The organism is Prevotella mikamonis (genome assembly GCF_055381405.1).
This window is the reverse complement of the sequence record NZ_AP035785.1, coordinates 2,799,364-2,824,311: the sequence shown is the minus strand read 5'-3', so window position 1 is coordinate 2,824,311 and position 24,948 is coordinate 2,799,364. Positions and strand designations below refer to the sequence as shown.

Annotated in this window: 16 protein-coding genes and 1 pseudogene; 4 read left to right on the top strand and 13 right to left on the bottom strand. The window is 47.7% G+C overall.

Annotated features, from left to right (window positions below; translation table 11 throughout):
• Positions 1-92 precede the first annotated feature (92 nt).
• Positions 93-1,463 (bottom strand): sulfatase family protein, encoded by a 1,371-nt coding sequence (locus ACZ42L_RS11755; protein WP_464716193.1) that lies wholly within the window; start codon positions 1,461-1,463, stop codon positions 93-95.
• Positions 1,464-1,678: 215 nt separating this feature from the next.
• Here ACZ42L_RS11755 and hepC point away from each other — a divergent pair, with 215 nt between their 5' ends.
• Positions 1,679-3,685 carry a heparin-sulfate lyase HepC gene (gene hepC, locus ACZ42L_RS11750; RefSeq protein WP_464716192.1) on the top strand — a complete coding sequence of 669 codons (2,007 nt, stop codon included), beginning with the start codon at positions 1,679-1,681 and terminating at the stop codon, positions 3,683-3,685.
• Positions 3,686-3,701: 16 nt separating this feature from the next.
• Positions 3,702-4,958 (top strand): glycoside hydrolase family 88 protein, encoded by a 1,257-nt coding sequence (locus ACZ42L_RS11745; protein WP_464716191.1) that lies wholly within the window; start codon positions 3,702-3,704, stop codon positions 4,956-4,958.
• 472 nt (positions 4,959-5,430) lie between these two features.
• On the opposite strand, the gene ACZ42L_RS11740 is transcribed toward ACZ42L_RS11745, so the two are convergent.
• The 9 genes and pseudogenes from ACZ42L_RS11740 to ACZ42L_RS11700 all read right to left on the bottom strand — a co-directional run.
• Complete coding sequence (locus ACZ42L_RS11740) at positions 5,431-6,576, bottom strand: OmpA family protein (protein ID WP_464699454.1); 1,146 nt, start codon at positions 6,574-6,576, stop codon at positions 5,431-5,433.
• Positions 6,577-6,763: 187 nt separating this feature from the next.
• Complete coding sequence (gene mutL / locus ACZ42L_RS11735) at positions 6,764-8,575, bottom strand: DNA mismatch repair endonuclease MutL (RefSeq protein ID WP_464716190.1); 1,812 nt, start codon at positions 8,573-8,575, stop codon at positions 6,764-6,766.
• A gap of 25 nt (positions 8,576-8,600) precedes the next feature.
• Complete coding sequence (locus ACZ42L_RS11730) at positions 8,601-8,888, bottom strand: hypothetical protein (protein WP_464716189.1); 288 nt, start codon at positions 8,886-8,888, stop codon at positions 8,601-8,603.
• A complete protein-coding gene (locus ACZ42L_RS11725) occupies positions 8,885-10,537 on the bottom strand; it encodes an OstA-like protein (RefSeq protein ID WP_464716188.1) in 1,653 nt (550 codons plus the stop codon). Before ACZ42L_RS11725 ends, ACZ42L_RS11730 begins: the two co-directional genes overlap by 4 nt.
• A gap of 47 nt (positions 10,538-10,584) precedes the next feature.
• Entirely contained in the window at positions 10,585-12,024 is a 1,440-nt protein-coding gene (locus ACZ42L_RS11720) for a peptidylprolyl isomerase (protein WP_464716187.1), read from the bottom strand.
• 24 nt (positions 12,025-12,048) lie between these two features.
• Complete coding sequence (locus ACZ42L_RS11715) at positions 12,049-13,470, bottom strand: peptidylprolyl isomerase (RefSeq protein ID WP_464716186.1); 1,422 nt, start codon at positions 13,468-13,470, stop codon at positions 12,049-12,051.
• Positions 13,471-13,474: 4 nt separating this feature from the next.
• A complete protein-coding gene (gene guaB, locus ACZ42L_RS11710; protein WP_464702869.1) occupies positions 13,475-14,959 on the bottom strand; it encodes an IMP dehydrogenase in 1,485 nt (494 codons plus the stop codon).
• A 680-nt stretch (positions 14,960-15,639) separates the two neighbouring features.
• Complete coding sequence (locus tag ACZ42L_RS11705; RefSeq protein ID WP_464716185.1) at positions 15,640-16,107, bottom strand: hypothetical protein; 468 nt, start codon at positions 16,105-16,107, stop codon at positions 15,640-15,642.
• A 303-nt stretch (positions 16,108-16,410) separates the two neighbouring features.
• Positions 16,411-16,630: pseudogene (locus tag ACZ42L_RS11700) on the bottom strand (Arm DNA-binding domain-containing protein); the annotation flags it as partial.
• A 696-nt stretch (positions 16,631-17,326) separates the two neighbouring features.
• On the opposite strand from ACZ42L_RS11700, the gene ACZ42L_RS11695 reads away from it, so the two are divergent.
• On the top strand, positions 17,327-18,973 hold the full coding sequence (locus ACZ42L_RS11695; RefSeq protein ID WP_464716184.1) for a glycoside hydrolase family 9 protein: 1,647 nt from the start codon (positions 17,327-17,329) through the stop codon (positions 18,971-18,973).
• Between the two features lie 957 nt (positions 18,974-19,930).
• Positions 19,931-20,446, top strand: a complete 516-nt coding sequence (locus tag ACZ42L_RS11690) for an isoprenylcysteine carboxyl methyltransferase family protein (RefSeq protein ID WP_464699443.1) — start codon at positions 19,931-19,933, stop codon at positions 20,444-20,446.
• 46 nt (positions 20,447-20,492) lie between these two features.
• Here the strand turns inward: ACZ42L_RS11690 and ACZ42L_RS11685 are convergent, their stop codons facing one another.
• The 3 genes from ACZ42L_RS11685 to recQ are packed head-to-tail and all read right to left on the bottom strand — an operon-like array spanning position 20,493 to position 24,912.
• Positions 20,493-21,632, bottom strand: a complete 1,140-nt coding sequence (locus ACZ42L_RS11685; protein WP_464716183.1) for an acyltransferase family protein — start codon at positions 21,630-21,632, stop codon at positions 20,493-20,495.
• Positions 21,633-21,645: 13 nt separating this feature from the next.
• Positions 21,646-22,722, bottom strand: a complete 1,077-nt coding sequence (locus tag ACZ42L_RS11680; RefSeq protein ID WP_464716182.1) for a sialidase family protein — start codon at positions 22,720-22,722, stop codon at positions 21,646-21,648.
• Between the two features lie 15 nt (positions 22,723-22,737).
• The gene (recQ, locus tag ACZ42L_RS11675) at positions 22,738-24,912 is read right to left on the bottom strand and encodes a DNA helicase RecQ (protein ID WP_464699439.1); all 2,175 of its coding nucleotides are present in this window, start codon (positions 24,910-24,912) and stop codon (positions 22,738-22,740) included.
• Positions 24,913-24,948: the final 36 nt, after the last annotated feature.

Genomic DNA, 24,948 nt, shown 5'->3' with positions numbered 1-24,948 from the left:
GCTACGGCTTGGCAGCATCGCTGCAAAGCCCGAACAGCACTGCTGCAGAGCCTAGGCAGCAATGCTGCCAGGCCCTTGCAGTAAACCGACTATCATTTCTTTTGTTCCACAGGCATCCACTTCGCCTTCATCCGAGTGGCTTTGGAGGGATGGCGTTGCATCCACTCGGCCAACATATGCCTATGCGCCCGCAGCACATCGCGGTATTGCGCCACCACTGCCAGATTGACCATCTCGCCTCTATCGGTCGACATATCGAACAGCTGTTCACGGTTCTTGCCCGTGTCGTACATCACATATTTATATTGTGGAGTGCGCACCATCCATCCCAGCGTACCTGCTGTCTGGGCAAAGTTGGTCTCCGTGACGACATAGGGGTGAATCTCCACACTGCCATCGCCACGCTCCAAGGCTGCACGCCAACTCTTTCCGAGCCTGCCTGCGGGCAGAGATATGCCTGCGAAATCGCAGAGGGTGGGCATCAGGTCTTCGCCGTTGCTGACCAACTGGGACATCACCTTGCCGTGGTTCTTGCCGTGGGGCATGCACACTATCAAGGGGATATTCACCACGTTCTCGTAGAGTGCCGTCTTCTGATTCCACTGATGGGCCGCGCAACCGTCGCCGTGGTCGCTGGTGAATATCACCAGTGTGTTGTCCCACAGACGCTGTCTGTCCAGTTCGTCGACTATCTGTCCTATCTTGGCATCTACGGTTTCTACCAGTTGATAGTAGGCATTCAGATAGCTCCGCCAGTCGTCGGGCGTATATTCGGCCGTGGGATAGATCTTCAGGCTGGAGCGTTTTTCGTACGACAGTGCCGACGCATCGTAGGGATTACGGGCAAAGTTGGCCGGCAATGGCGGACGCTCATCAGGACGCTTCTCCACGATTCGGCCATCGGGCGGATTCTGCCCACGGGCAAACTCGCATATTCCATGCGGATTGTTAAACGAGGCTACCAGGAAAAAGGGGGAATCGTGCTTGCGGCGTAGGAATGATACGCAGGCTTCGGCTAACCCCTCGTCGTCGAAACCGTGCAACTTTGTGAAGCCGAATGCCGTAGCCGAGGGCAGTTCGGCCGTATTGACATGCCATTTACCGGCGTAAGCACACTCATAACCGCCCTGAGACAGCAATGAGCCTAGGGTCTGATTGCGCAACGAGTCGGGCAAAGGATTCCCGTTTTCCTGCATACCTGTCTCGGTAGGCATGTAGCCGGTGAACATCGCCGCACGCGAAGGACCACTCAACGGGAATGCACAATAGGCGTTGGCAAACCTCACGCCACGGGCCGCCAAACGGTCCATGTTGGGCGTCTTGACGTATGGATTCCCGGCACACGACATGGCCATGGCCGACTGTTGGTCGGTCATGATATAAAGGATGTTAGGACGCTTCTGTGCCATTGCCAGCAGAGGCAAAGGCATCGTCAACGAAAATATAATTGCTCTTGTATTCATATACATGGTATTACTGATGTGGCGAAATTATGAAAAGCGCATGAATCGCACTAGCAAAATTGTCCAAACAATTAGCAATATCGTTCAAAAGCAGCCTAAACAGGCATTTTATTGCACAAAACTGACATTGTTTTCAACAAATAGACTGATGCAGATGAGACTTTTAAACTATCTTTGCCTTATCATTAAAACAACCATCAAAAACATTCGTAACTATGAAATTAAAAGCTTTGGGAATGTCCTTTTTGCTCTTGATGAGTGTCGGTAGCCAGACTGTATGGGGAAGGACGCCCGACAGGGTGACAGACGGCGTGTTCCAGAACCTGAATCTAGATTATCCCGGACTGGAAAAAGTAAAGGCGTGCTATACCAAGAAGGATATGAAAGGGGCTGCCCGCGAGTTGCTCAAATACTACAGGGCGCGTCAAGGAGTGGTAGACCCGGACATAAATCCGGCCAAGGTGAAGCTGAGCGACAAAGAGCAAAAACGGGCTGAGGAAGCACTGAGCCACACTTTCTATGTACACGATGGCTACCAGCCGTCGTTTAATTACGGCAAAGACATAGACTGGCAATACTGGCCTGTCAAGGACAACGAACTAAGATGGCAGTTGCATCGGCACAAATGGTTCACCCCGATGGGCAAGGCTTATCATACCACTCATGACGTGCGCTATGCCCGCGAGTGGGCTTTGCAATATGCCGACTGGATAGCTAAGAATCCACTGCTCGACATCAAGAAGAATGCCTACGAGGGCAATGTGAAAATTACCGAGCGGGAAAAGGAAAACGTGAGGTTTGCATGGAGGCCTTTGGAGGTGAGCCACCGACTGCAAGACCAGATACACCAGTTTGTACTCTTCCTGAATTCACCGGCTTTCACTCCCGAATTTCTCACCCTCTTTCTCGACAACTATCACAGACACGCCGTACACATCACGCGCAACTATTCGGAACGAGGAAACCACTTGCTCTTCGAGGCACAGCGGATATTCTTCGCAGGGACTTTCTTCCCCGAATTCAAGGAAGCCAAGCGGTGGCAGAGCGAGGGAATGGACATCCTGAACAAGGAGATACATCAGCAGGTGTATGACGACGGGGGACAGTTTGAACTGGACCCTCATTACCACCTGGCATGTATCAACATCTTCTGCCGAGCCATAGAGATAGCACAGGCAAACCGTCTGCAACACGTCATTCCGCAGACGTATATAGATACGGTGGAAAAGATGATAGAGCTGTATAGCAACATCTGTTTCCCCGATTACTCCAACCCCTGTTTCAGCGATGCCAAGCTCACACCCTATCAGGAAATTGTCAAGGACTATCGCGCTTGGTCGAGACTGTTCCCCCATAACAAGCAGATAGCCTACTTCGCATCCACAGGCAAGAAGGGCGCACAGCCTACCTATCTCTCCAAGGGATTCCTCACGTCGGGCTTCTTCGTATTCAGAAACGGATGGAAACAGAATGCGACGGTGATGGTTGTCAAGGCCGGCCCGAAGGGAGAGTGGCATTGTCAGCCCGACAACGGCACATTTGATATATGGTACAACGGCAAAAACTTGTTTCCCGACAGCGGTTCATATATCTATGCGGGAGACAGTGTGGTGCAGAAACAGCGTGATTGGTTCAGACAGACGGCTGTACACAACACCCTGACGCTGAACAAGCAGAATCTGCAAACCACCAGCTCGAAGACCCTGCTATGGCGACCTGAAGGAAACGTACAGACACTCGTCACGGAGAATCCCAGCTATACCGACCTACGACATCGCCGGACGGTGTTCTTTGTAGACCAAACCTACTTCGTGATTGTAGACGAAGCATTGGGCAATGCCAAGGGAACTATCGACCTGCACTTCCTGCCTTGCGACGGGAAACTGGACATCGACGAAACCCAGCATCGTGTAACTACCTGCTACGACGGCGAGAGCAATATGGTGATACAGACCGTCGGACCACAATCTTTCAGCACCATACAGGAAGAAGGATGGTATTCGACGGCCTACAGAAAGAAACAGGCGCGTCCCGCTATCCGCTTCAGCACCGAGAAACAAAGCGATGCGGCGATACGATTCGTGACACTTGTCTATCCTTGTAAAGAGCAAGGTGCAGTGAAATCTTTCAAGGCTGACATCGTAGATGCAGGCGAGAATTCGCTCAAAATCAATATCGACATCGACGGTAAGAAACGTCAACTCCAATGGAAAACAGCTTAAAAACCCTTTATTCATCATGAAACTACAAATTCTATCGGCTTGCTTACTGGTATCAACAGGTTCTATGGCAGCCGACAAACAAAATGAAAAATGGGTGGACAACGCTTTGCGCACTGCCACCCACCAACTCTTATACACTGCCAAATCCATCAACACGCCTAATACCCTGCCCCGATCGTCGTGGCGAGGATACGACATCGCCTTCCTGGAAAAACAGATGGAAGCTGACAGTATGCACTTTGCCCGCGAACTGGTGAAACAGACTCCAGCCGACAAAGTGGGTACGTTGCGCACGTGCGATATCTACGACTGGACCAGCGGATTCTATCCCGGTTCGCTATGGTATGCCTACGAACTGACCAAGAATAACAAGTTGAAAACCGAGGCCGAACGATTTACCACCATGCTCAATCCTATTCGAAGATATACCGAGACGCACGATATCGGGTTCATGGTAAACTGTAGCTACGGCAATGCGCTCAGATTGCAGCACAACGATACCATCAAGGCTGTCATCACAGAAACGGCCGACAACCTCTGCAAGCGGTTCGATTCGCGGATAGGATGTATTCGTTCATGGGATTTCGGTACATGGAACTTCCCCGTCATCATTGATAATATGATGAATCTGGATTTGCTGTTCAATGCCAGCAAGCTCACCGGCGATACCAAATACCGCGACATTGCCATCAAGCATGCCCTTACAACAATCAAACATCACTTCCGCAGAGACTTCACCTCGTTCCATGTGGTGAGCTACAATGCGGACGGGAGCGTGGAAAAGCAATGCACCTTTCAAGGTAAAGCTGATAATTCGGCATGGGCCAGAGGACAGGCCTGGGCTGTATACGGATATACTGCATGCTATCGGGAGACAGGTAACAAAGCCTTCCTAGCGCAAGCTGTGAATATAGCCGACATGATTATGAAACGTGTCAAGACACAAGACCGCATCCCCTATTGGGACTATGACGCTCCTGCATACACCGATACACCGCGCGATGCGTCGGCAGCTGCCATTACGGCGTCGGCCCTGATTGAGCTAAGTACTTTGACACCTGATGGTAAGAGATATTTCGACTATGCCCGTACTATTCTGCGCAGTTTGTCATCTCCCCGATATCTAGCCGCTAAAGGCACTAACAATGGCTTCATTCTGATGCACTCGGTAGGGTCGCTGCCCAACGGGTCGGAAATAAATACACCTATCAACTACGCTGATTATTACTACCTGGAAGCATTGAAACGCTATATTGACTACAAAAAGAAATAGATTTTCTCTCTGCTTTGAAGAAAGGTAGGAAAGACTTCTACCGCTCCTCATACAAAAACGGACACCTCATTCAGGCGTCCGTTTTTATTTTTTTACTATCTGCAATATCATGTGCGATGTCCACCATCACCTCTACCAAAAGAAATTCCTGTAAAACTTTTACTGCTTGGATGATTGAATTATGAATGGTAAACGTATCTCCTACATGGTAGATGAATCAATCACACTATCAACATAATCTCTTCCCCTGCCCTGCAAAGCAAACTACATCAGGAAATGCCTTTCCTTCACTATCATTATCTGATAAATAAGTCTCCTGAATAAGAAAAAGATTAAGCACACAAAGGCCCTCTCATCTGATGCCTTTATGCAATTGTGGCTGATACCATCAATTACTCATTGATAGATAAATGCACAAAAAAAGAGGGTAAGCATAAAACTTACCCTCTTATATATGAATCGTAATTCTAGATTATTCAGCAACCTGAACAGTAGCGCGACGGTTGTAAGAAACTGGTGAAAGTTCGTTTACACCACCCTTACCAGTAGTCTGGATCTTATCACGATCAACACCCATGTTAACAAGTGCATCAGCAACAGTGTTAGCACGACGCTCAGAAAGAGCCTGGTTGAACTCAGGAGTACCAGTCTTGCTATCAGCGAAACCTGTAACGAGGAGGTTAGTGTTGTTGTCCTTAGCATACTTAGCCAAAGCTTCAACGTTAACGAGATCCTTCTTAGAAGCAACTACGCTCTTACCAATGTTGAAGAATACAGATACAGGAGTTGTAACATATTCCTTAACAGACTTGTTCTCAACAGGCTTCTGGTTAGCCAACATATCCTTCAGGCGAGCAATCTCTGCATTAGCATCGTTGAGCTGAGCATTGAGAGCGTCGATCTGAGACTGAGAAAGAGCCTTGATAGCATCAACATCTGGAGTCTTGTCCCAAGATGCCTTACCCAAATTGAAGGTCAAACCAATTTCACCATAGAGGTTGTTATCACGCTTGTCCCAACCACGATGAGTAGAAGGCTTACTAGCTTTTCCATCAATATCATTGCTCATGCTGTTCCAACCAAGTTCAACGTTAACAGCAACTTTCTTGCTTACGTAGAATTGATTCAAGATACCTGCACTGAAACCAAGAGCATATCTGTTATAAGTCATAGAACGACCTACACCCATACCTGCGAATGGTACGAAGTTCCAAACACGATCAGGGTTGTAACCACAAAGCATATTGCTTACGTTGAACAAAACCTGCTCGTTGGCAATCCAGTATCTGTTGCCATTACCAGCATTGTTTCCGTCAGTTACAGTCTTACCCCAAATACCCTGTACTTTTGTACGGAGACCGAGACCAGGAGTAAACCACTTACCGATTGCAACAGCAGCACCAGGATTAGAACGGAACTTCTTGATTGGGCTATTGCTTAGACCCAAGCCATGTTCTTCCTGTGAATACCAAGCGTTCCAATCAGCACCTACCTGAATGAACCAATTGCTCCAAAATGAATTTGTAGCTACACTGTATTTCTGAACAGGATCAGCGTCCTGTGCCATTGTAGCCATTGATACACCGGCGAAAGCCAGTACCATGAATAACTTTTTCATAATCTATTACTATTTATAATCAAAAAATATTTTCTCTCTAACATATATTATCATGCCATTACTAGCCGATAATCTGGGAGCAAAGTTAATAATTAATTCCTAACAAAGTACGTTTTTATTAAGAAAAAATGATAAAAACCATTTATTTTTTTGATTTACCGCAATTATTTGAGTTTTTTTCTGTTTTTTACTTCAACAAATGTTCTATCTCACTCTGTTTTAAGATGCCAAGTACATTTTTACCATCTGGCGTATAACTGGCATTCTGACAGGCAAAAAGGTTATTGACTATACCTTCCATCTCATCATTACTCAATACCTGACCATAAGGAATGGCAGCCTTTCTTGCCATGACCAATGCCAAAGCCTCATGAATTTCCGTTCGCATATCAATCGGCTTCTCCATTGCAGCAACTATCATTTCTTTGACCAATGTGGGAATATCTACACCTTCTAATTCTGCAGGAATCGCATTGACAGCATAACTATTTCCACCCAAGGCAGAAAATTCGAAACCCATATGTACAAACTCATCTTGAATTTTATCCAAAGTTAGGCTCTCAGTAGTCGATAATTGAACTGTCTGGGGAAATAACACTTTCTGCGAAGGAGCATGATGCACCTGCAACTGTTGCATGTATTGTTCGAAAAGAATACGGACATGGGCACGATATTGATCGATTATCATCAGGCCGGACTTGACAGCCGTCATGATATATTTGCCCTTATATTGGTAATGTACAGGTGACTTATCGGCCGTTACATGCTCGTCTGGCAACTCCATACTGCCCTCCTCGGTCGGCCGAGAAGCAAACACATCATTCTCATGAGGCTGTGCCAATCCCTGATAAAGTTCCTCCCACTGGCTAGGAACACTAGCTGGCTTATCCGATTTAAACGGATTATAATTGGGATTATACTTCACCTTCGGCACTTCTACATGAGTATTCTGTGTAAATACAGGAATTTCAGGACGCCCTTCGGTATCAAAATCAATGGTCGGAATATCATTGAACATTCCGACAGCTTCCTTGACGGCTGCCATCAGTATCTGCCAAATAGGCTGTTCGTTCTCAAATTTAATTTCTGTCTTCGTAGGATGGATATTCACATCAATATCCTCTGGATTCACTTGGAAGTATATGAAATAAGGAACTTGCTCTCCCATAGGGACTAATCGCTCGAAAGCCGTCTGCACAGCTTTCCCAAAATAGGGGTGTTTCATATAGCGCCCATTGACAAAGAAATACTGATATACTCCTTTCTTACGCGCAGACTCCGGCTTACCCACAAACCCATGAATATCGCACATGCTCGTTTCAACATCTACCGGAAGCAAATCCTGATTGAGCCGTTTGCCAAACACTTCTATGATTCGCTGCCGGAGACTCCCCTGTCGCAAATTGAAAACCTCGGAATCATTGCTATGCAACGTAAAAGCCACATCGGGATAGACCAACACAATACGCTCGAAAGCAGCGATAATATGGTTCAGTTCTGTAGAGTTTGACTTGAGGAATTTTCGTCTTGCAGGTACGTTAAAAAACAAATTCTCCACTTTGAAGTTGCTACCCACTGCACATGAACATGCTTCCTGACCGGTAAACTTACCCGCAGAGACGGTCAATACTGTACCAAGTTCATCATCTGGCCGACGCGTCTTCAATTCTATCTGGGCCACAGCGGCGATAGAAGCCAAAGCTTCGCCTCTGAATCCCATCGTATGCAGCGCAAAGAGATCATCTGCCTTGCGAATCTTAGACGTCGCGTGCCGTTCAAAAGAGAGCCGGGCATCGGTCTCCGACATGCCTTTCCCGTCGTCTATCACCTGAATAGATGTCCGACCGGCATCCACCACAATCACATGTATATTCTTGGCACCAGCATCCACAGCATTTTCCACCAACTCTTTAATAACGCTGGCCGGACGCTGTATCACCTCGCCGGCAGCTATCTGATTAGCCACCGAATCCGGTAAAAGTTGTATGATGTCGCTCATATATGTTCTTTCTTTTATCCTATTATTATATAAGGTATACCCACAGCAGCACCAAAAGCAGTATCAACACCACTAACAGTCCAAAGCCCAACGCATTCCCCTGCATCAATCTGTGCTGCCGGCGACGCTGTACACGGGGTGTCGCTTGATGAAGCGCCTGTCGTATCTTATCTGGTGAATATCCTTCTTCCTGCATCATACCCAACTCACATCTGGCCCGCCGTTCTATTTCTGCGAGTCTCTCACTCCGTTCATCCACATATATCATTTCATGGTGGAAGCCACGTGGCTTGGGTTGTTTGAAGAAATTCATTTCGTATAGTCCTCCTTCGGCCTTATCACCGTCGGCTTCTGACGATTAAGATGCTGCAATGGAGCTTCCTGACGTTTGACCACCTTCAGCACGGAACCAGCTGCTTTTCCACGCCATTCAAACACATCTGTAGGGCTGGTTGGTCTCAGTTCCTCGAACCAGGCAAACTCCGGAAGTTTGTATTTCATCGGCGGAATCTGCGTCATCGGATATAGCGTGCCTTGGGGTTTGGGCATCCAGATTTTTTCCAACTGCCGATTCTTGTTCATGAACATACGCATCGTATCTGATTCCACATAATTCAAGCCTATCAACGAAGAATCCTTATCGTCCATAGGATAGTATATCACCTTCACATTACCAGTCGCCACAATACGTCGAACGACGCCATCCGTAAAGTAAGCATCCATCACTTTCGACGACACCTGATTGTAATTCTTTCCATCAGGCATACGTTCAACAGACAGAGCCTGCCCCACTACGTGAGCATCTCGTATCGTACTATCGTTCATATACACCAATATCTTCTCGCCCAATATCTGCCGTCCGCCATTCCAAGCTATCGGGTCTTTATACATCGTCATGCAACTATCCTTTGAATTCGCTACCAACGAGTCACAGATAGCTTGCATGTCGGCACGGTACACTTTCACATGGTCAAAGCAATGCACCTTGCGATACATCGAGTCGGTATTGATATGGAAGGTATATATCTTCATCGAATCGGCATGCATATAGAGCGTATCTTTCTGAGAATAGTCCTTGGCAAGCACTTTCCGAGTAGCCCATCCATAGCCGGTCTTCTCGTTATAGTTCATGCGCTCGCATTCCAACCGGTTCTTATTTACCTTATCTATATAGATGACGTTGCCATATCCACGTGCCAATCCGGTATTCTTATCATAGAACAAACTGTCTCCGGTAATGGTCTTCTCTTTGTCTACCACTGTAGACCGGCCATACATCTCTGCCTGGTCGGTCTTCGTATCGAAGTAAGCATTTTCGGTATCAATCACACTCCCATTCTGTGTAATCTTTGAAGGTCCTGTCACATGCGCCTTCGACCGCCGTGTATCATAATGCAACGTATCAGTGGTAATGAGCCTTCCGGCATTCGTCATACGCACATTGAAGCGGAATGTCGCCTCTCGCGTATCCATCCTGTATTCGCCCCAGTCCGAGGATAATCTGTCCTTACCATCTATCAGCCGTCCACCTTCGAAGAAGTAAGCATAGTTATACAGCTTATCATAGTCCAGACTATCCGTATAGAGTGTTTGCCTGCGATGCTTCAACACCACATTGCTACGTGCCGTCAGCATCTGGTTCTGCCCATCATACACGCCTCTGTCACACGTCAAAGACAGCGTATCGCCCTGCTTGAACCTTACATGCCCAAATGCTTTCACCGAATTTGACTGTTGGTAGAAATACGCACTGTCACACCATAGCTGTGCGCCTTGATGTGTGAAGTGCACATGCCCCTTGACTATCTGTGCATCGGGTACCTGACTATACATATCAAACTTCAATTCGTCCGAGTGTACCAAGTATACACGGTCGTCTTTCTGTGGCTTTTTCGGTGGCCGAATAGCCCACATAGCTTGAAACAGACATAGTCCAAACAGGCATAAAATCATGCCTGTCATGATTCTATGCCCGCTTTTTGTATTTTGTTTTCTATCGTTGAGGTCTATCATTTAACCCATCCTTGATACTCAAATTTACAACCTCTATAGTGCTCGTTCATCCTCACATAGGTATGCTTTATCTTATCGACAACCCAATCGTGAATCTTCTTTTCCTTCTCTTTGGCCAAGACAAGATTCTTCATCACCTGGAAGTCCTCGGTAATCTTGGCTTTATGCCCCTCCGTCCTGCTCTTCAGTTTCACGATGGCAACCACCTGCTTACCCTTACTATTAATCATACTGAACGGTTCAGAAATGTCGCCCACCTTCATGCCTTCCACCTGACGGGCCACCTCTGTTGGCAGGTCTTTCATCTGGAATTTTGAAGTCATTGCCTGGTTCTGCACATCATTGAATGCCATCAAGCCATGATTATTCTTCGTATCCTTATCTTCCGATATAAAAGTGGCAGCTTCCTCGAAAGTAAATTTACCCGCTTTGATATCACTACTGATAGAATCGAGACGGGCATGGGCCTTAGCCAGCGCATCTTCAGAAACCTTCGGTTTCATCAGGAGATGGCGCACCTTCACTTTGTCGCCACGCTTGTCAATCAACTGAATGATATGAAAACCAAACTCACTTTCACATATTTTGGAAATCTTCTTGGGATCTGTCAGATTGAAAGCCACTGAAGCAAAAGTCGGATCAAGCATACCGCGCCCCATATAATCCATCTCGCCACCCATACGTGCAGAACCGGGATCTTCAGAATACAAACGGGCCAGTGTAGCAAACGAAGTTTCACCGGAAGTTACACGCTCCGTGAAATTACGCAGTTGGTCTTTCACCCTGTTAATCTCTGTCTGCTCTATACGAGGCTGGCGAACGATGATTTCCACCTCCACCTCAGTAGGTACGAAAGGCAGACTGTCCTCCGGAACATTACGGAAATAATTGCGCACATCAGAAGGTGTCACCGTTACGTCTTTCACCAACTCACGGCGCATATTCTCAATCAGCTTGCGATTCTTGAACTCATCGTGCATTTCATCGCGCATCTGCGCAATGGTCTGATTACGGTATTCTTCCAGTTTCTCGCGCGAGCCGGCACTATTTATCCAAAAGTTGATTTGCTGTTCCACATCTTGGTTCACTTCTGCATCCGACACCTCTATAGAGTCGATGGCAGCCTGGTGCAAAAACAGTTTCTGAACAGCTATCTGTTCCGGAATCATACAATCAGGGTTACCCCCCCACTTGACACCTTCTACCTCGCCCTGCATGCGGGCTGCCTCAACATCCGACTTCAAAATAGGTTCATCACCTACCACCCAGATGACTTCATCTACTACTGCATTCTGTGGAACCTGTACTTCTTCCTTAGCCGAAGTCGTATCAGCCTGACTGCCAGTCTGCCTACCCGTCTTACCGGCGCGAGCCGACATGCCGGCCAACAGCATCACAGCCACACAGCCCATCAATATCTTATTTCCTTTTTTCATGTATCTTATATTTCTGAATATACATTAATGCTTGTTCACGGTCTGCAACACGTCTCGGTCTATAGACACGGTGTACTTTTTCCGCAAACCGTTCACCCAATCCTTCTCCCGCTCTTCCTGATAATCGGCCACTACCAAATGGCGCACATCGTCAATAGACTTAGGGGCTTTCAACTTCTTTCCATAGACAGCCATATAGGGATAGCCTTCCACCGTAGCGCTGCGTCCGACACCGTTGCCAAACACCTTGGCATCGACGAGTAGGTCGTCTCCCGGTTTGAAGAGACCTTGCCTTGCCCGCACCGTCGTTACACCGTCCTGACTGAAAGTGCGCTTTATCATGTCTGCCCAGCTATTGAAGTCTGCCGTTTTCAGCAATTTTTTCACGGCTTTCAGCTCTTTCTTCGTCTTAGCATAGTAAGCTATGCCTTTATAACGAGGTTGTCCCCAGCGATATTTCTTCTTGTTTTTCCGAAAATAGCGTTCCAGTCCAGCCTCATCGCGAGCAGCACTATCCCACACCCTACGACTACAGATATCATATAGCAGCAAACCATCGCGATATTCCTGCATCAGAAAGTCCCGACTTCCCGATATTATCCGGCGGTCGTCCATTGTCCGGCTGCTATCCGTTTGCAGTGTTTCTACTATCTGGCGGATTCTCCTACCGGTCATTCTTTTGCGAACATTCTGTCGCTCTACCCATTTCAACAGGTCGGCATGCACAGAATCGTAAGGCAAGAAATCGCGTTTCTCTATCAGTTTGATGATATGGAAACCACTCGGCGACTCAAACGGCCTGCTCATCTCACCTACCTTCAGAGCCAGCATCGCAGTCTCCACTTCAGCCAACATCTCGCCCCGCTGCATCCAAGGCAGTTCACCGCCACGTGCAGCCGAGCGCTTGTCTTCAGAGCTACGACGTGCCAACGCAGCAAAGTCGTCTCCCCGTTGCAGTACCCGATAAATCGAATCTATACGTTGCCGGGCTGCCATCTCTGCACTACGCGGGGCACGTTGCCCCACATGCAAGTAGATTTGAGCCACCTTATACAGTCCTCCATTGGCCGCCGTGCGCCTTTTCACATCTTCGTAGAGACTACGGGCCACCACTTCTGCATCCATACCCGACACCATCGCCGACCTCGCCTGACCACTACGATAAGCAGCCAAATTGCTCCGAAACGACGACAACGTATCCAGACGCGCATCAAGTGCTGCCTCTATTTTCAATTTATAGTCGACGAAGAGAGGCAGATAGTCCTCGACCGACTTCTTATCTATAACACCCGCTGCATTGTTTTTATTGTAGGAATATTCAAATTCCGAACGTGTGACAGCCTTTCCGTTGATGGTCATCACCACGGGATCGGCAGTCTGCCCGAACACCATGCTCCCTGTGAGGAGCATACCTACCAGTAACAACGCAGAAGGTGTACGCCGCATCAACTTATTCGAAGCGAGAATAGTTAGGAGCTTCGCTCGTGATGGAAATATCATGAGGATGGCTCTCCTGCACACCGGCATTGGTAATGCGGGTAAACTTGGCCTCATGCAGTTGCTCGATAGAGGCTGCACCGCAATATCCCATACCCGAACGCAAACCGCCCGTCATCTGGTAAATCACTTCCTGAACCGTTCCCTTGTAGGGTACACGTCCTGCAATACCTTCCGGAACGAGTTTCTTCACATCTTTCGTATCGCCCTGGAAATAGCGGTCTTTCGAACCGTTCTTCTGTTCCATAGCTTCGAGCGATCCCATTCCGCGGTAACTCTTGAACTTACGACCGTTGAAAATGATAGTCTCGCCCGGACTTTCTTCAGTACCGGCTACCAGCGAACCTATCATCACACAGCTGCCACCGGCTGCCAATGCCTTCACCACGTCGCCCGAATAGCGCAGACCGCCATCGGCAATCAATGGCACTCCAGTACCCTTCAGCGCCGAATATACATCGTAGACAGCACTCAACTGGGGCACACCCACACCGGCTACCACACGCGTAGTACAGATAGAACCCGGACCGATACCCACCTTGATACCGTCGGCACCATTCTCTACCAGCATCTTGGCAGCAGCTCCTGTAGCCACATTGCCCACGATAACATCTACCTGTGGGAATGCAGCCTTCACTTCGCGCAACTTGTCAATCACGCCCTGTGAGTGTCCGTGGGCCGTATCTATCACAATAGCATCAGCCCCAGCCTCTACCAAAGCCCGTGCACGGTCCAATGTATCTACCGTCACACCGACACCGGCAGCCACGCGCAAACGTCCTTTGACGTCTTTACAAGCCATCGGTTTATCCTTCGCTTTGGTTATATCCTTATAGGTAATCAAGCCTACCAAATGGTTTTCGGCATCTACTACCGGCAATTTCTCTATCTTGTTTTCCTGAAGAATCTGTGCCGCAGCTGTCAAGTCTGTCTGCTGATGGGTCGTAACCAGGTTCTCAGATGTCATCACTTCATCAATCTTCTTGTCCAGTCGGCGCTCAAAACGCAAGTCGCGGTTGGTCACGATACCTACCAGATGGTTTTCCTCGTCTACCACGGGAATACCGCCAATATGATATTCGTGCATCATCTCCAGCGCATCACGCACCGTCCTACCACGACGAATAGTCACCGGGTCGTAGATCATTCCATTCTCCGCACGCTTCACGATAGCCACCTGGCGCGCCTGGTCCTCTATCGTCATATTCTTATGAATAACCCCGATACCACCTTCACGCGCAATGGCAATAGCCATAGCCGACTCTGTAACAGTGTCCATAGCTGCCGTCACAAACGGAATATTAAGCGTAATGTTACGTGATAACTGTGTTTTTAACTCTACCTCTTTGGGCAGTACATTGGAATAAGCTGGAATCAAGAGGACGTCATCAAAGGTGAGGCCGTCCATTACAATTTTATCTGCAACAAATGATGACATATTGTAATTTTAAAAATTTATTGCGTGCAAATATAGCAATAATTTTCCACATAGGCCTTCTCTCTGCACAAGATTTCATTTCTTATTAATGCTATTTAACGACCATCTATATAAGGCAAAACCCTTACCACTCCAAAGTAAATCGTTTCATCGTTCAAACCATATACAAAGAAACAAGATTAGGCAAAATACAAAATAGTAATCATTGCCAGCTACTACCAATAAACACGAGCCATTCAAGATAAAAATATCATCTTTAATATTGTCGAATCTTTATCCCCAAAAATTCCCAAATATAAGTACATCATCCGTTTTGTCAATAGGAAATATTTCATCAAGAGATACGCCCAGAATATCAATTAAGCCCCACTCTCCACATCCATCACAAGGAATTTCCCCTTTTCTGATATTTGGATAACATTCTTTCTTACAAGTGTCATTAGGTTTACCATATCACAAAACATTTACCATAAGCCTTTCCGTAATTTACCACGGGACTTTATTGTTTCAACCCAAAAAGTTCTATCTTGATAGGGTCAATACGCCTCTCTACACTTGATGACCATGCTAATCCCAATCCATACCGTTTAACTAAAAATAAAATTTATTTGCCCATGTTTTAACAAATATTAAAGAGATTATCGCATGGAGACATATACTATCCTCATTGTGGTAAACATTCAATTATCTTTAAATAACCTATCAAGTTTTTTCCTTATTGCACCTAACGCTATACTTTGGTCATGGCTTATAGTCATTCCTATTCCACTACTTTTTACTACTGCTATACATTGATTATTACTGTAATCGTAAAATGTTACTGTAATATATGTATGTCCTCCATCCCATTTTTCAGAAGTAACATGGATATTAGGCGAAAGAATACTATCAGAACATTCCAACACCTTTGAGATATCAGAAACAGATAATACTTTTAGACTTGTTTCTGCAATTTGATTTTGGACTGCCATTACAATATCATCTAATTCTCTGTTTCCTGACGACTCACTACCAAAAATAACATACTTATACTTACTTATATCTGCATTGTTTGATAGTACAATCTTGCTTGATGCACAAGATGTCATTAATGTTATAATAATAGCAATAGATATAACATGTTTGATTAATTTCATCTTTTTCTTCATTCCTATGGCTCATTAAGTTCCTATCCAAGCCGTTAATTATACAGAAGCGTGGAACAATATGGCATACACTTACTTGAAAGTCGTAGGAAACCTTGGATACGGATGTAACAATAGCAACCCTCATTATAGCATGAGAATCATGAGGCTATTCTTGTATCTAATCTGAATATTTCCTACGTTTCCAAGTACAAGATAAGCATAACGCTTCTTTCTTTTCTAAATGTGTCTTGGAGAGAGTTATCTCTATCCAAATACAAAAGTATAAAAAATCCGTGATATATTTAGATGTAAACTACTAATATCACGAATTTTATCTAGCATAAGGTTGATTTTCTGTGTTTCAATACTCTTGCACGAAGCACGCCTATTTTCACATCCCACAACCGTATGGGGGAGACACTCATCTTGCAATTAAACTATTTGATCTCGCCGTCCACCGTGATACAGCACATTAGAGGCAAGTTACCGTTCAGCTCTGCGCTGTCTTTCTTCATGTAAAATAAGACCTTAATGTACTACGCATAACTCACCTTTTTTGTCACAAAAAAAACTTAGTGAGCTACCGACCGCTATGCAGAACGCAAAAGATTGTAGAAACAGAACCTTTCAACAAGAAATCTACACTTGTTACAAGACTAACAGAATGGTAACTAACTTCTTGGCATGTTTGGTTTCACAACGATTTCCGATAACTTCAAGTCAAACGAAAAACAAAACATAATAAACGCTGTATCAGCCAATTCGCTACACATCCCTCAAATTTGCAAGTCCACTATATGTTTATTTTAGACATTAACCACCCTGGCTCTAGTTTAAGAGGATTTAACACCACGTAGTTTCTAAAAGTTCTCTGTGTATACCGTCCTCACGCTCCCTATAACAATAGTAACTCCTCCTCCACTCCCTCTCAAAGCTAGAAAAAACAAACAAAAAGCATGGGACTCAATCTCTCTGGGAAGTTGCTTTTATAGGATAAAGTAGAAGTGGAACAACTAACCCTACCTAAAAATACGAGCGGGATACCACTGTCGTAGATATGCAAGTTGACTATCACTTGGGTTGTAGGGACGAATTGAATTCACCCTGGATTCCTTTCTTTGGGAGAAAGAATATATTTCATCAACGAATTACAGCACAAAACATCCACATTGTGCTGGAAAAGTTATATCTTTGCCACACAACAAACTATCAATCTACAATAACAAATTAATAACGTGACATGAAAAAGATTTTCATTTCCATGCTGTGTCTATGTCTCCCGTTGACGGGATTCGCAGCCACACCACGCGGTCAGCGTGCCTCCAACGTCCGGCTCAACTCCATCGGCTATCTGCCTACCGCACCGAAACAGGCCAGCATCGTTGGTAAGAAATGTGCTTTCAACGTAGTGAATGCCAAGACGGGGAAAGTGGTATTCAGAGGCAGTACATCGGCAGCCCGCTATCAGAAAGACATCAACCAGAGCGTATGCACGGCCGATTTCTCGAAGATTACCAAGCCGGGAAGCTACTATCTTACGGTCAACGGCCGACGCTCGGCCACGTTCAACATCGGCGACAAGGTCTACACCCAACCGCTCATCACCACCATGCGTGCCTTTTATCTGTGGCGATGCGGCATGGCCGTGACCGGCAAGCACAACGGTCAGACCTATCATTACGACGCATGCCATCTGAACGACGGCTATGAAGACTACATCGGGCAAAAGGGAACAATACGCGATGGTGTAGGCGGATGGCACGATGCAGGCGACTACGGCAAATACACCGTCAACGCCGGCATCACACTGGGTTGCCTCTTCCGTGCCTACAAGAGTTTCAGCAAGCAGCTCTCTACCCTTCCACTCGACCTTCCGCAGACGGCCGAAGGCTATCCGCAATTCTTACAGGAACTGAAGTGGGAGACCGACTGGCTGCTGAAAATGCAATATGCCGACGGGTCGTGGCGCGTATCGCATAAACTCACGCGTCGCGAATTTTCATGGGGCGCCATGCCGGAGAAAGATTTGGAAAAGCGATTCTATACCGACTGGAGCAGTGCTGCAACGGCCAACTTCGCCGCTTCGCTCGCCCAGGCAGCGCGTGTGTTCCAACCTTACGACGCAGCCTATGCCAAGAAATGTCTCGACGCAGCCCGACTGAGCTATCAGTGCCTGAAGAAGCATCCCGAAGAGAAACCATTCGTACAAGGCGATTTCAAGACAGGAGGCTATCAGACCACCGACCCCGACGACCGTCTCTGGGCTGCTGCCGAACTGTGGGAGACTACCGGCGAAGCGCAATATCTCAAGGACTTCGAGGCCCGTTCGCTGGCCAACCGCAACCAGGTGGACAAGGTATGGGACTGGGGCAACGTGACCAACCTCGGCACTTTCACCTATCTGCTCTCCAAGCGCAGCGGTAAGAATCCACAGATTGCCGAACAGCTGCACAAAGCCGCCATTGCCAGCGCCGACGAAATCGTGGCCGACGGCCTGAACGACGTCTATCGTCGTCCGCTCGGCACATCTTATGGATGGGGTTGCAATGGCACGGTGGCACGCCAGACCATCAATCTGTATGTGGCCTACCGGCTCACCGGCAAGGCCGACTATCGCACAACGGCACTCGACGCCGTGGCCCATCTCTTCGGGCGAAACTACTACGGCCGTTCATTCGTCACTGGTCTAGGCGTCAATCCGGCCCTCTATCCGCACGACCGCCGCAGCGCTTTCGACGAAAACAAAGCCCCCTGGCCCGGCTATGTGGTGGGTGGAGGACTCTCGGCAACCAACTGGAAGGACGACCAAGGGGAATACTCTCTCAACGAGATAGCCATCAACTGGCAGGCACCGGTGGTCTTTGCACTCGCGTTTGCAGCTGAATAGAAGCCACTTGACAGCTCTATCACGACACCGTGCCACATGTCCGAAAATTGTATGGGCAAAGTTAATTCGCCCATAGTGATTGGAAATTTATATTGGACTGTACAATTACAGTCGCTCTTGCCTGTAGAGACGGTGTGTACACCGTCTCTTATTTTTTATCTTGCAAGTAATCAACGGCTGGCTATGGAGATGGGGTACACCACGTCTCTACCTAATCTCTAACAACAACTTAGATATATGAAATCGTGCGGACGCGGCATGCTGCGTCCCTACAACTCACGAACTCACAAACTAAACACGTCTCCTCATGCTCTTCTGTCTGAACATCATCAGAAGGGCGAATACAATTCCCCCGATATTTTAGCATCATGTGGAGTACCTATCGGCACTCATTCTTAATTTATCTTCCTGCCCGACGGTTGTCGCTATGCGACAACTCATCGGCTAGTATAAACTGTAGCGGTTTCACTGCTATCATTTGGTGATGGACAACGAGACTAACCGCAACGCAGTTACAGTTTATAATAGCCTACGGTTGAAGCAAAGCGAAAACCGTAGGACAAGATGTACAAGGAATGTCGAGTGCCGATAGGTACTCCACATAGAGAATGGAGAATGGATGATTGAGATTTGAGAATGGAGAATGCAGGGGACTGTAGGGACGCGGCATGCCACGTCCTTACAATCTTCTAAATTGTCATTTCCTAATCATCAATTCACCAATTAAAACTCAGCTCGTCTACTTGTCTCTCGTCTACCCGTCAACTTTAAAAAACTGCAAGGCCTTAGCAGTATTACTGCCGTGGCTTTGCAGCAATGCTGTTTGGCCCTTGCAGCAATGCTGAAGAGCCTTTGCAGTAAATCAAGATGAATGTCTATGGAGAACAGCATTTGTCTTTTTGCTATTTATTTCTTACCTTTGCACCCCGAACAGTAATTATAAACCATTTTCAGAAGATGAACTACATTATTTTAGCATTTGCTATTTTCTTTGCCTTGCGCCTTGTATCATTGGCTTATTCCATCTACAATGAGAAACGAATCGTGAAAGCGGGAGCGGTACAATACGGCAAGACAAACTCGCTGTTACTCACCCTGGCCCACATTGCCTATTATTTCGGCAGTCTCTACGAAGCGTATTCGTGCAACCAGACATTCGGCACGTTGGCCTGGGCGGGCGTCGGTGTCATGACCTTTGCCTACATTATGCTCTTCTACGTTATCTTCCAGTTGCGCGACGTGTGGACGGTCAAGCTCTACATCGTACCCAACCACCGCATCGACACCAGTTTCCTGTTCCGCACCGTGCGCCACCCCAACTATCTGCTCAACATCATACCTGAGCTTATCGGCGTGGCCCTGCTCTGCCAATCCTGGACTACATTGGCCATCGGTTTCCCCCTCTACTGCTGCCTGCTGGCCGTAAGAATACGCCAAGAGGAAAGGGCAATGGCCGATTTAAGGAAACAGTAGGAATCAGCCCCTTACTATTTCATCTTTTCACAACGTAACATACTTCTCACTTTTTGAGCAGTATGTTTGTCAACCACCTACGTACAGGCATGTCATAGCAATGCAACAGCACGTAGGCCAGGACGATATTGGCCATGAGGACAGCCACTCCCACCGGCAAGGCTTCTGTCATGGGCACATGATTGCCCCATACCCACGAATAGAAGAGATACATGGATGGATAGTGGATGGCGTAGACTGGGTAAGACACGTCGCCCAGAAACCTACAGATACTTGCCGAACGCCTGTCGGTGACACTGCCCGACGCTCCCAGCCAAACCAGGACGGGGAACAAAACAACTACCACTACGGCATCGTACACACCATTGACCACTGCCGTTTCGCCGAATTGCAGATATGGCATGGCCGTCAGTCCCACGACAAGGAGCGAGCATAGCCAGAAAGCACCGCGTATCTTGACAGGGCGGAACACGCGCGACATGAGCAGACCAGCCGTATAGCAGAAGAGCATCAGGAGCATTCCGGCATAGTGGAGTCCGTCGGTCATGGTCCATCCTACTCCCAGATGGTAGCTACCCGAACCGTTACCAACGGCATACCATGCCAGTCCACCTCCCAACAAAGCGGTGAGACCGGCCAGCACTTTGGTCGGTAACCGGTGGATGAAAACAGCATATAGGATGTTCCCGATGTACTCCATGAAGAGCGACCAATACGGTCCGTTCAAGGGAAAAAGTTCACCATTGCCCCTAACCTCGATGCCGGCACCAGGTGCAGCCGGTATCATGAACAGGGTACACAGCATGGCCAGCATCGTCAGCGAGGTAGCCACGTGGCTTCCATCCCACTTCACACTGCCCTGAACGAAGAAGGACATCGTGCCCAGCACGACACCCATGACCACCATCGGATGCAAACGGATGAGTCGACGTTTGCAGAATTCACCTATCGACATACGATGCCAGCGGTCGTCGTAGGCATAGCCGATGACAAAACCAGACAGGATGAAGAAGAACGGTACGGCCAGATAGCCGTGATTGCAAACCTGGTCGGCCGGACTGGTAGCAAATCCTTCGAACAGATGATAGATTAAAACCATGAGGGCAGCGACTCCGCGCAGGCCGTCGAGAATGTCGTAATGCGGTTTGGTGTCTGCAAAAGATGCAGCGGAAACGGGTTTGGACATATTGATATTTGTCTTATTTTACAGGAATAGATACAAAGCTTATCTGCTCATAGGCATCATTGATGCCATGCTCGAAGAGTACGCCGACATGACCTCGGTCAAGTTTCACGATGTCGGAATAGGCAGCATGGCCGGGATATACCGTTTGCATCAGCTGCCAATGCCGGCCACCATCCACACTTTTGTGAATAGCCAGATTCTTGCGTTGGAGCGAATGGGGATTGGAGAACAGCAACGTATGCTTGTCGAAAGCCAAGAGACTGCCTTGGCAGACGGGTTCTATCAAGTCGTCGTGGAATTGCATCTGTCCCATCGTCCGACCACCGTCACGGCTCAGCGCATAGGCCCGCACGTGGGGATGCTGCGAATTGTAGTTGCGCATATTAAGCATCAGGCGTCCGTCGGGCAATTCTGCCACACTGCTCTCGTTGCCCCCTTTCTCCTTGACAAGACCGCCCAAATGCCACGTCTTGCCCCCATCGTCTGAATAAATAAGGTGGGAATAATAAGTTTTATCAGCCAATGAGGAATGGTTGGCAGGCACTACCAAGCGTCCACGATGCGCCCGCTTCAGCTGTATGCCATGACAAGGGCCGGTAGCATACCACCCCCACGACGGCAACTTGACGCTATCCGTAATCTCTCTGGGGACTGACCAGCAGCGGCCATCGGGCGTAGCCGTGAGCACATAGATACGGCGCGGATGGCGCGAAGAGCCACTCATCAGTTGCGACTCGGTGTCCTTGCCATAGTTCCAGCAGCACACCAACACCACCTGGCGGCGTCGCGAGTCGTAGATAGGCACAGGATTTCCACAGACACCATCGCCGGCATCCCATACCACAAAAAGTTTGCTCCAGGTCTTACCACCGTCCTTCGACGACTTCATCACGATGTCTATGTCGCCGGTATCGGAACATCCATGACGCCGACCTTCGGCAAATGCCAATAAAGATTTGGGAGTGCGAATGACAGAGGGTATGCGAAAACAGGCATACCCACCCTCACCACGAAAAAACACAGTTGACGGTTGCGCACACAATGTCAACTGTATAAAAACAAACTGTATGATGAACAGAAGTTGTTTCAAGGCGTCCCGACTTGATTAGTTAGCCATCTCAGACATGAACTTGATTCTCACAAGCCTGATTTCATCCTCCGAATAATCGAGTCCAAGCTCTTTCAGTGCAGCCTCCATAGCATCGGTTTCACTATTATGGAAATAGTCGTAGATGTCGTCTATATGGTCGTCGTCCATCACTTCTTCCAAGAAGTAGTCGATATTCAGCTTCGTCCCACTGTAGACAATGGCCTCTACCTCGTCAAGAAGCTCGTCGAAATCAATGCCAAGCGTATCGGCAATGTCGTCGAGTGCCACTTGTCGGTCGATATTCTGGATAATCTTCACTTTGACCATTGACTTTTTGGCCACCGTGCGGACACGCAATTCTTCCGGGCGCTCGATGTCGTTGTCCTCGCAATACTGCTTGATGAGTTCCAGAAAATCCTTACCGTATCGGTTGGCCTTGCCGATGCCTACTCCCTGAATATTCTTCAATTCGTCCACACTCACGGGATACATCGTCGCCATCTGTTCCAAAGAGATGTCTTGGAATATCACGTAGGCCGGTATCTGCATCTTCTGCGCGAGTTTCTTGCGCAAGTCTTTGAGCATCGAGAACAACTGCGGATCGAGCGCACCGGTAGTTTCTTCGCCCTCTTCATCGTCGTACTTACTGAACTCGGTGTCCTCTACAATCATGAAAGACTGCGGATTCTTGATGAACTTCTTGCCCGCTGCGGTAAGCTTCAAGAGCCCGTAGTTTTCTACATCTTTCTTGAGATAGCCCGCTATGAGGGCCTGGCGGATGACGGGATTCCACAATTTAGGATTCATTTCTTCGCCCGCTCCAAACTCTTCCAGCTGGTCGTGCTTATGCGAGACGATGTCATCCGTGCCACGACCTTTCACGAAATCGAGGATGTACTCTTGACGGAAGTCTTCTTTCAGTGCTTTCACAGCCTTCAGAATGACCACCAATGCTTCTTCTCCCTCAATCTTTGTCTTGGGATGCGAACAGTTATCACAATTATGACAGTTATCGCGTGGATACTCTTCGCCGAAGTAGTGAAGCAGCATCTTACGCCTACATACGGATGATTCTGCGTATGCGGCAGTCTCTTGCAGCAACTGTCGGCCAATGTCCTGCTCGGCTAACGGCTTGCCTTCCATAAATTTTTCCAGTTTCTGCAAGTCTTTATTGGCATAGAAAGCTATGCACACCCCCTCGCCACCGTCGCGTCCGGCACGTCCGGTTTCCTGATAGTAGCCCTCCAGACTCTTGGGAATATCATAGTGGATGACAAATCTTACATCGGGTTTGTCAATGCCCATACCGAAAGCGATAGTCGCCACGATGACGTCTATCTTCTCCATCAGGAAGTCGTCTTGCGTCTGTGAGCGCGTCGCACTGTCCAGTCCGGCATGATAGGCAGCTGCCTTGATTTCGTTGGCCAGCAACACCTGCGCCAATTCTTCCACTTTCTTACGCGACAGGCAATAAATAATACCGCTCTTACCCGAATTCTGCTTGATGAAACGGATGATTTGCTTATCAATCTCTTTCGTCTTCGGGCGCACCTCATAATAAAGATTAGGACGGTTGAAGGAGCTTTTAAACTCTTTCGCATCCATGATACCAAGACTCTTCTTGATATCAGTACGTACCTTGTCAGTGGCCGTAGCGGTAAGCGCTATGACTGGCGCGTTGCCGATTCTGCCTATCGTTGGGCGTATGTTTCGGTATTCCGGACGGAAATCGTGCCCCCATTCCGAGATACAATGTGCCTCGTCGATGGCGTAGAATGAAATCTTGATGGTCTTCAAGAACTCCACATTCTCATCCTTATTCAGCGACTCTGGCGCCACATAGAGCAGTTTGGTCTTCCCCGTTCGCACATCGTCTACCACCTGTTGAATGGCAGCCTTGTTCAACGATGAGTTCAGATAATGGGCCACACCGCCATCCTCGCTCATGCCATTGACAACGTCTACCTGATTCTTCATCAGGGCAATCAAGGGCGAAATCACGATGGCTGTACCCTCCATGATAAGAGATGGCAGCTGATAACACAGACTCTTGCCACCTCCCGTGGGCATCAATACAAACGTATCGTTACCAGCCATGAGATTACGGATAATAGCTTCCTGGTCGCCTTTGAACTTATCAAAGCCGAAGTAATTTTTCAGTTCCTGGGTTAGATTAACTTCTTTCGTCATGTCAATAAGCAACTACTTATCTGAATAAGGAATGTC

Coding starts and splice junctions, on each gene's coding strand:
- ACZ42L_RS11755 (WP_464716193.1), bottom strand. CDS start 1,463: ATGAATACAAGAGCAATTATATTTTCGTTGACGATGCCTTTGCCTCTG.
- hepC (WP_464716192.1), top strand. CDS start 1,679: ATGAAATTAAAAGCTTTGGGAATGTCCTTTTTGCTCTTGATGAGTGTC.
- ACZ42L_RS11745 (WP_464716191.1), top strand. CDS start 3,702: ATGAAACTACAAATTCTATCGGCTTGCTTACTGGTATCAACAGGTTCT.
- ACZ42L_RS11740 (WP_464699454.1), bottom strand. CDS start 6,576: ATGAAAAAGTTATTCATGGTACTGGCTTTCGCCGGTGTATCAATGGCT.
- mutL (WP_464716190.1), bottom strand. CDS start 8,575: ATGAGCGACATCATACAACTTTTACCGGATTCGGTGGCTAATCAGATA.
- ACZ42L_RS11730 (WP_464716189.1), bottom strand. CDS start 8,888: ATGAATTTCTTCAAACAACCCAAGCCACGTGGCTTCCACCATGAAATG.
- ACZ42L_RS11725 (WP_464716188.1), bottom strand. CDS start 10,537: ATGACAGGCATGATTTTATGCCTGTTTGGACTATGTCTGTTTCAAGCT.
- ACZ42L_RS11720 (WP_464716187.1), bottom strand. CDS start 12,024: ATGAAAAAAGGAAATAAGATATTGATGGGCTGTGTGGCTGTGATGCTG.
- ACZ42L_RS11715 (WP_464716186.1), bottom strand. CDS start 13,470: ATGCGGCGTACACCTTCTGCGTTGTTACTGGTAGGTATGCTCCTCACA.
- guaB (WP_464702869.1), bottom strand. CDS start 14,959: ATGTCATCATTTGTTGCAGATAAAATTGTAATGGACGGCCTCACCTTT.
- ACZ42L_RS11705 (WP_464716185.1), bottom strand. CDS start 16,107: ATGAAGAAAAAGATGAAATTAATCAAACATGTTATATCTATTGCTATT.
- ACZ42L_RS11695 (WP_464716184.1), top strand. CDS start 17,327: ATGAAAAAGATTTTCATTTCCATGCTGTGTCTATGTCTCCCGTTGACG.
- ACZ42L_RS11690 (WP_464699443.1), top strand. CDS start 19,931: ATGAACTACATTATTTTAGCATTTGCTATTTTCTTTGCCTTGCGCCTT.
- ACZ42L_RS11685 (WP_464716183.1), bottom strand. CDS start 21,632: ATGTCCAAACCCGTTTCCGCTGCATCTTTTGCAGACACCAAACCGCAT.
- recQ (WP_464699439.1), bottom strand. CDS start 24,912: ATGACGAAAGAAGTTAATCTAACCCAGGAACTGAAAAATTACTTCGGC.